The organism is Ferrimonas sp. (assembly GCF_048263965.1).
Taxonomy (GTDB): Bacteria; Pseudomonadota; Gammaproteobacteria; order Enterobacterales; family Shewanellaceae; genus Ferrimonas.
This window is the reverse complement of the sequence record NZ_JBLXDO010000016.1, coordinates 90084-94926: the sequence shown is the minus strand read 5'-3', so window position 1 is coordinate 94926 and position 4843 is coordinate 90084. Positions and strand designations below refer to the sequence as shown.

The 4843-nt window shown below is 63.3% G+C and carries 5 protein-coding genes and 1 other RNA gene; 2 read left to right on the top strand and 4 right to left on the bottom strand.

What is annotated here, in order from left to right:
* Positions 1–128 precede the first annotated feature (128 nt).
* The 4 genes from dolP to ACN0RV_RS14240 are packed head-to-tail and all read right to left on the bottom strand — an operon-like array spanning position 129 to position 3450.
* Complete coding sequence (gene dolP / locus ACN0RV_RS14255; protein WP_417348518.1) at positions 129–689, bottom strand: division/outer membrane stress-associated lipid-binding lipoprotein; 561 nt, start codon at positions 687–689, stop codon at positions 129–131.
* A gap of 1 nt (position 690) precedes the next feature.
* Complete coding sequence (locus ACN0RV_RS14250) at positions 691–1281, bottom strand: phosphoheptose isomerase (protein ID WP_028109665.1); 591 nt, start codon at positions 1279–1281, stop codon at positions 691–693.
* A gap of 10 nt (positions 1282–1291) precedes the next feature.
* Positions 1292–1627, bottom strand: a complete 336-nt coding sequence (locus tag ACN0RV_RS14245) for a YraN family protein (RefSeq protein WP_417348516.1) — start codon at positions 1625–1627, stop codon at positions 1292–1294.
* Positions 1624–3450 carry a penicillin-binding protein activator gene (locus ACN0RV_RS14240; RefSeq protein ID WP_417348515.1) on the bottom strand — a complete coding sequence of 609 codons (1827 nt, stop codon included), beginning with the start codon at positions 3448–3450 and terminating at the stop codon, positions 1624–1626. The genes ACN0RV_RS14245 and ACN0RV_RS14240 overlap by 4 nt, the downstream gene beginning before the upstream one ends.
* A gap of 87 nt (positions 3451–3537) precedes the next feature.
* Between ACN0RV_RS14240 and rsmI the strand changes: the two genes are divergently transcribed.
* Positions 3538–4377, top strand: a complete 840-nt coding sequence (rsmI, locus tag ACN0RV_RS14235) for a 16S rRNA (cytidine(1402)-2'-O)-methyltransferase (RefSeq protein WP_417348513.1) — start codon at positions 3538–3540, stop codon at positions 4375–4377.
* 19 nt (positions 4378–4396) lie between these two features.
* Positions 4397–4774: RNase P RNA component class A (gene rnpB, locus ACN0RV_RS14230), an RNA gene on the top strand.
* The last annotated feature ends 69 nt before the right edge of the window (positions 4775–4843 follow it).

The following is a 4843-nucleotide window of genomic DNA, read 5'->3' as shown; positions in this document are numbered from 1 at the left end:
AGTGCGCTTACGCCTTGCTATTGTTGGCTTGCCCATAATAGGTCTCCAATGTGTAAACCTATTTCAGGACGGGACAAGTTGCATAAAAAAAGCCGGGCAGTTGCCCGGCTTTTTTGTGGCTGAAGCGATCAGAGCATCTCGAACACCTTGACCACCTTGCGGACGCCGCTGGTGTTGCGGGCGATCTCCACCGCCTGGGCGGCCTCCTCCCGGGTGACCAGCCCCAGCAGGAATACCTCGGCGTTTTCGGTGATCACCTTGACCCGGGTGCTGTCGAAGTTGTCATCCGCCAGCATGCGGCTCTTCACCTTGGTGGTGATCCAGCTGTCGTTGCTGATGGTGCTGAACCCCACCGGATTGCCGATGCGGATCTGGTTGTGCACCATGCGCACCCCATCCACGGCCCGCGCCTTGGTCACGGCGCGATCCCGCAGCATGGTATTGGGGGCCTGGCCGACCAGCAGCACCGACTGGTTCATGCTGGTCACCGAGATGTGGGTCTGGTTCTTGAGCCCCTCATCCTCGTCCATGGCGCGACGAATCTGCACCTCCAGGGTCTGATCGTCGATCTGGCTGCCGACGCTGCGGCGATCGTTGACCATCATGGCACCACCGACGGTGCCCAGCATCACCGCACCGGCACAGCCGTTGAGGATCAGCAGAATAAGAGCGGTTACGGCCCAGCGCATATCAATCCTCCTGCTGAGGGAACAGGGTGCGATCGATGGCGTCGCACAGGCAGTGAATGGCCAGCAGGTGCACCTCCTGAATGCGGGCGGTGCGGTTGCTGGGCACGCGAATCTCTTCATCACGATCGGAGAGCAGCCCGGCCATGGCGCCGCCATCCTTGCCGGTGAGGGCGACGATGGTCATGTCCCGGTTAACCGCCGCTTCCATCGCCTTGATGACGTTGTCCGAGTTGCCACTGGTGGAGATGGCCAGCAGCACGTCGCCGGGCTGACCCAGGGCGCGCACCTGCTTGGAGAACACCTCGGAGTAGCTGTAGTCGTTGGCGATGGAGGTCAGGGTGGAGGAGTCTGTGGTCAGGGCGATGGCCGGCAGGCTGGGGCGCTCGGTTTCGAAGCGGTTCAGCAGCTCAGAGGAGAAGTGCTGGGCGTCGCCGGCGCTGCCGCCGTTGCCACAGGTGAGGATCTTGTTTCCGTTGAGCAGGCACTGGACCATGATGTAGGCGGCCTTCTCCAGACTCTCGGGCAACGCCTCCAGGGCATCGATCTTGGTCTGGATGCTCTCAGTAAAACTCTCTTTGATCCGCTCTAACATTGGAACCTCATTAAAATGCGTTTTGAATCCAGTCGATGTGCCCGTTCTCCACGGTGACCACATCGAAGCGGCAGGGGCGATCGCTCCAGCCCTGCTGCTGCAGATAGAAGGCAGCGGCGCGCCGCAGTTTCTGCTGTTTGTTTGGGGTGACGGCGGCGAGGGCGCCGCCATAACCTGGTGTTTGCCGGTATTTTACCTCAACAAACACCAGCTCGTTACCTTGGGTCATCACCAGGTCCAGTTCGCCAAAACGACAATGGACGTTGCTGGCCAAAGGCGTCAGCCCCTGTTCGGCCAGCCACCCCTGGATCTGTTGCTCGACAATCTGACCCTTGCTGCGGCTCATTGTTCTGCGCGCAGTCGTCCGCGGCGATACTGGGCCCAGCCCAGCTGGCGGCTCAGCACCCCATCGTCGGCCACGGCCAGTTGGCCGGAGAGACCCTGAATGCGGTAGCCGGAGAACACCCGCATCTGGGCCAGGCGATCGATCAGGGCCCAGCTGTCGTGGCCCATGGCATACAGGCGTAACTGACTGTCGCTGCGCTCGGGCCAGAGTTCACTGACCTTGCTGCGTACCGGGGTCTCCCCCAGCAGCCAGGGCATGTCACTGATGTAGAGCCGGTCCAGATCGCGCCGCTCCTGGCCGTTGTCCGCCTTGGCGTTGGCCCGGCTGCTGGTATAGAGCTGGGGCGGCTGGGCAAACACCGAGATGTTCACGTCGATGAAGGGCTTGAGCAGCCGGATCTCACCGGAGTCGGCGATGATGAAGATGGCATCCACGTCGCCACGGGAGCGGAAGTCCGCCTTGGTGGTGCGGCCGAACGCCTGCTTCACCGCCTTGATTCGCTCCAGGCTGGCGTCCACCTGCAGGGCGCCGCGCACCGAGGCCTGCATGGTGTCGGTGCGGTCGAAGTAGTGCACCTCCGCCGGCTCCTCGGTCAGGGTCAGCCAGGTGGATTCAAACTCCCGGGCCATGCGCCGGCCCAGGGAGGAGGCGGGAGCCAGTACCAGGGGATGCTGACGGCCATCCTGGAAGAGCTTCTCGGCCACATGCATCGCCTCCTCCTCGGGGGAGAGGGCGAAGAAGTAGTGGTGCTCCTCGGGCTGCGGCAGGGTGGCGGGCTGGTTCAGCAGCAGCATGGGCATCTGGGGATCGGCTACGGCCACCACCTTGTCCACATTGCTCTTGAGCAGGGGACCGATGATGAACTCGGCGCCATCGGCCACCGCCGCCTGATACGCCTCAGCCGCATCCAGGCTGCCGGTGTCATAGAAACGGATCTGCCGGCCACTGTCCTGCTCCAGGGCCCGGGAGAGCAGCCCATCCTGAATCGCCTTGGCCTGGGCGGCTACCCGACCAGACAGGGGCAGCAGCACCGCCACCGACTGGGGACGGTAGGGCTGCACCGTCAGGGCCCGCTGCAGGTCCGACGGCAGGTTCCGGGCGGCGGGGTGGGCAGGGTTGCTGCGCTGCCAGCGAGCCAGCTCGCCCACCAGGGTGGAGGGCTGGATGGCAAAGTGTTTCGCCAGCCAGGCCAGCTCAAGCCAGCCTCGCCACTGGGGATCCTGACTTTGGCTGACCGCCTCCAGCAGAGCCTGCTCATCCACCTGACTCAGATTGCGCCACAGGGCCTCGAAGCTCAGCTGCTGATCTTCGGCGCCCTGGTATTTGGACAGGGTGTAGAAAGCCGCCGACGCGGGCAGAGGGGCGTTAGAGAGCTGGTAGAGCTCCCCTTTCAATCGGTAGTAATGCTGCCACTGGGCCCGATCCAGGGGCCAGTCCAGGGGCCAGTCCAACAGGGCCAGGGCGTAACTGCGCTTCTGCTCCCCTTTGGCCTGTTCCGCCATCAGCAACCGGTACTCCGCCTGAAGTCTCGGGGTGGCGGCCAGGCTCTGCTCCAGAGAGCTGAGCAACTGGGCGGCAGAGGCCATATCACCCTGTTCGGTGTAGGCGCGGGCCGCCAGCAGCAGCCACTGCTGACGCAGTTCCCCCTCACTGGCGGAGGCTTGTTGCAGGTACTGGGAGGCACTCTGGGTGACCAGACCCATTTCCACCTTGGCCTTGGGCGCCTTGGGAGCCGGTGCCGGACCGCTGGCACAGGCGGCCAGCAGGGCGGTCAACAGCAGAGGCACTGCCCTTTTGGTCAGTTTGCATGAGAAGTTTTTCAACAGCCAAACCCACTCTGATAAAATCACAGCCAATAGTGTAACCCCCTGTCGATGCTAAACCAATCAACAGACACCAAGAGATTTTCCATGGAATCCACTGCAACTCTCTATATTGTGCCCACCCCCATAGGCAACCTGGCGGACATCACCCAGCGGGCACTGACCGTGCTGGAGCAGGTGGATCTCATCGCCTGTGAAGACACCCGCCACAGCGGCAAGCTGCTCAGCCACTTCGGCATCAGCACCAAGACCGTGGCCATTCACGACCATAATGAGCGCCAGCGTGCTCAGTGGGTGATCAGCCGCCTGGAGCAGGGGGAGTCCATCGCCCTGGTCTCCGACGCCGGCACGCCGCTGATCTCCGACCCCGGCTATCACCTGGTGACCCAGGTGCGGGAGGCGGGCCACCCGGTGGTGCCCCTGCCTGGGCCCTGTGCCGCCACCACCGCCCTGTGCGCCGCCGGCCTGCCGTCGGATCGCTTCAGCTTCGAGGGCTTCCTGCCCGCCAAGGGCAAGGGGCGACTGGATCGCCTGAGTGCCCTGGCCAAGGAGCCGCGCACCATGATCTTCTACGAGTCTCCCCGCCGGGTGCTGGACACCATCGCCGACATCGTCGAGGTGATGGGGCCGGAGCGCCCGTTGGTGCTGGCCCGGGAGCTGACCAAGACCTTCGAGACCATCGAGGGCCAGCCTGCCGCCGAGTTGCTGGCCTGGCTCAAGGAGGATGACAACCGTACCCGAGGCGAAATGGTGCTGATGGTTCACGGCCACAAGGCCCAGGAGGATGAGCTGGATGGTCAGACGGTTAAGACCCTGGAATTGCTGGCCAAGGAGCTGCCGCTGAAGCGGGCGGCGGCGATCACCGCTGAGATCTTCGGTCATAAAAAGAACGCCCTGTACAAGTACGGCTTGGAGCAGGGCTGGTAGCAGGTTATACTCCGCCTCCGGAGTCGGCCAGACAATCGCTGCCTTGTCGTTGTGCAGGTTTACCTGCAGACGGGCAAGGGGGAGGAAAGTCCGGGCTCCACAGGGCAGGGTGCCAGGTAACGCCTGGGAGGCGAAAGCCTACGACCAGTGCAGCAGAGAGCAAACCGCCGATGGCTCCTTCGGGAGCACAGGTAAGGGTGAAAGGGTGCGGTAAGAGCGCACCGCGCGGCTGGTAACAGACCGTGGCACGGTAAACTCCACCCGGAGCAAGACCAAATAGGCCCCCATTGGCGTGGCCCGCGTTGGGGGCGGGTAGGTTGCTTGAGCCCAGGAGCGATCCTGGGCCTAGAGGAATGATTGTCCACGACAGAACCCGGCTTATCGGCCGACTCCGACCTACAGCATAGATAACCCGCATTGCCGAAAGGTGATGCGGGTTTTTCTTTGTCTTAAGCTCAAGAGCCCG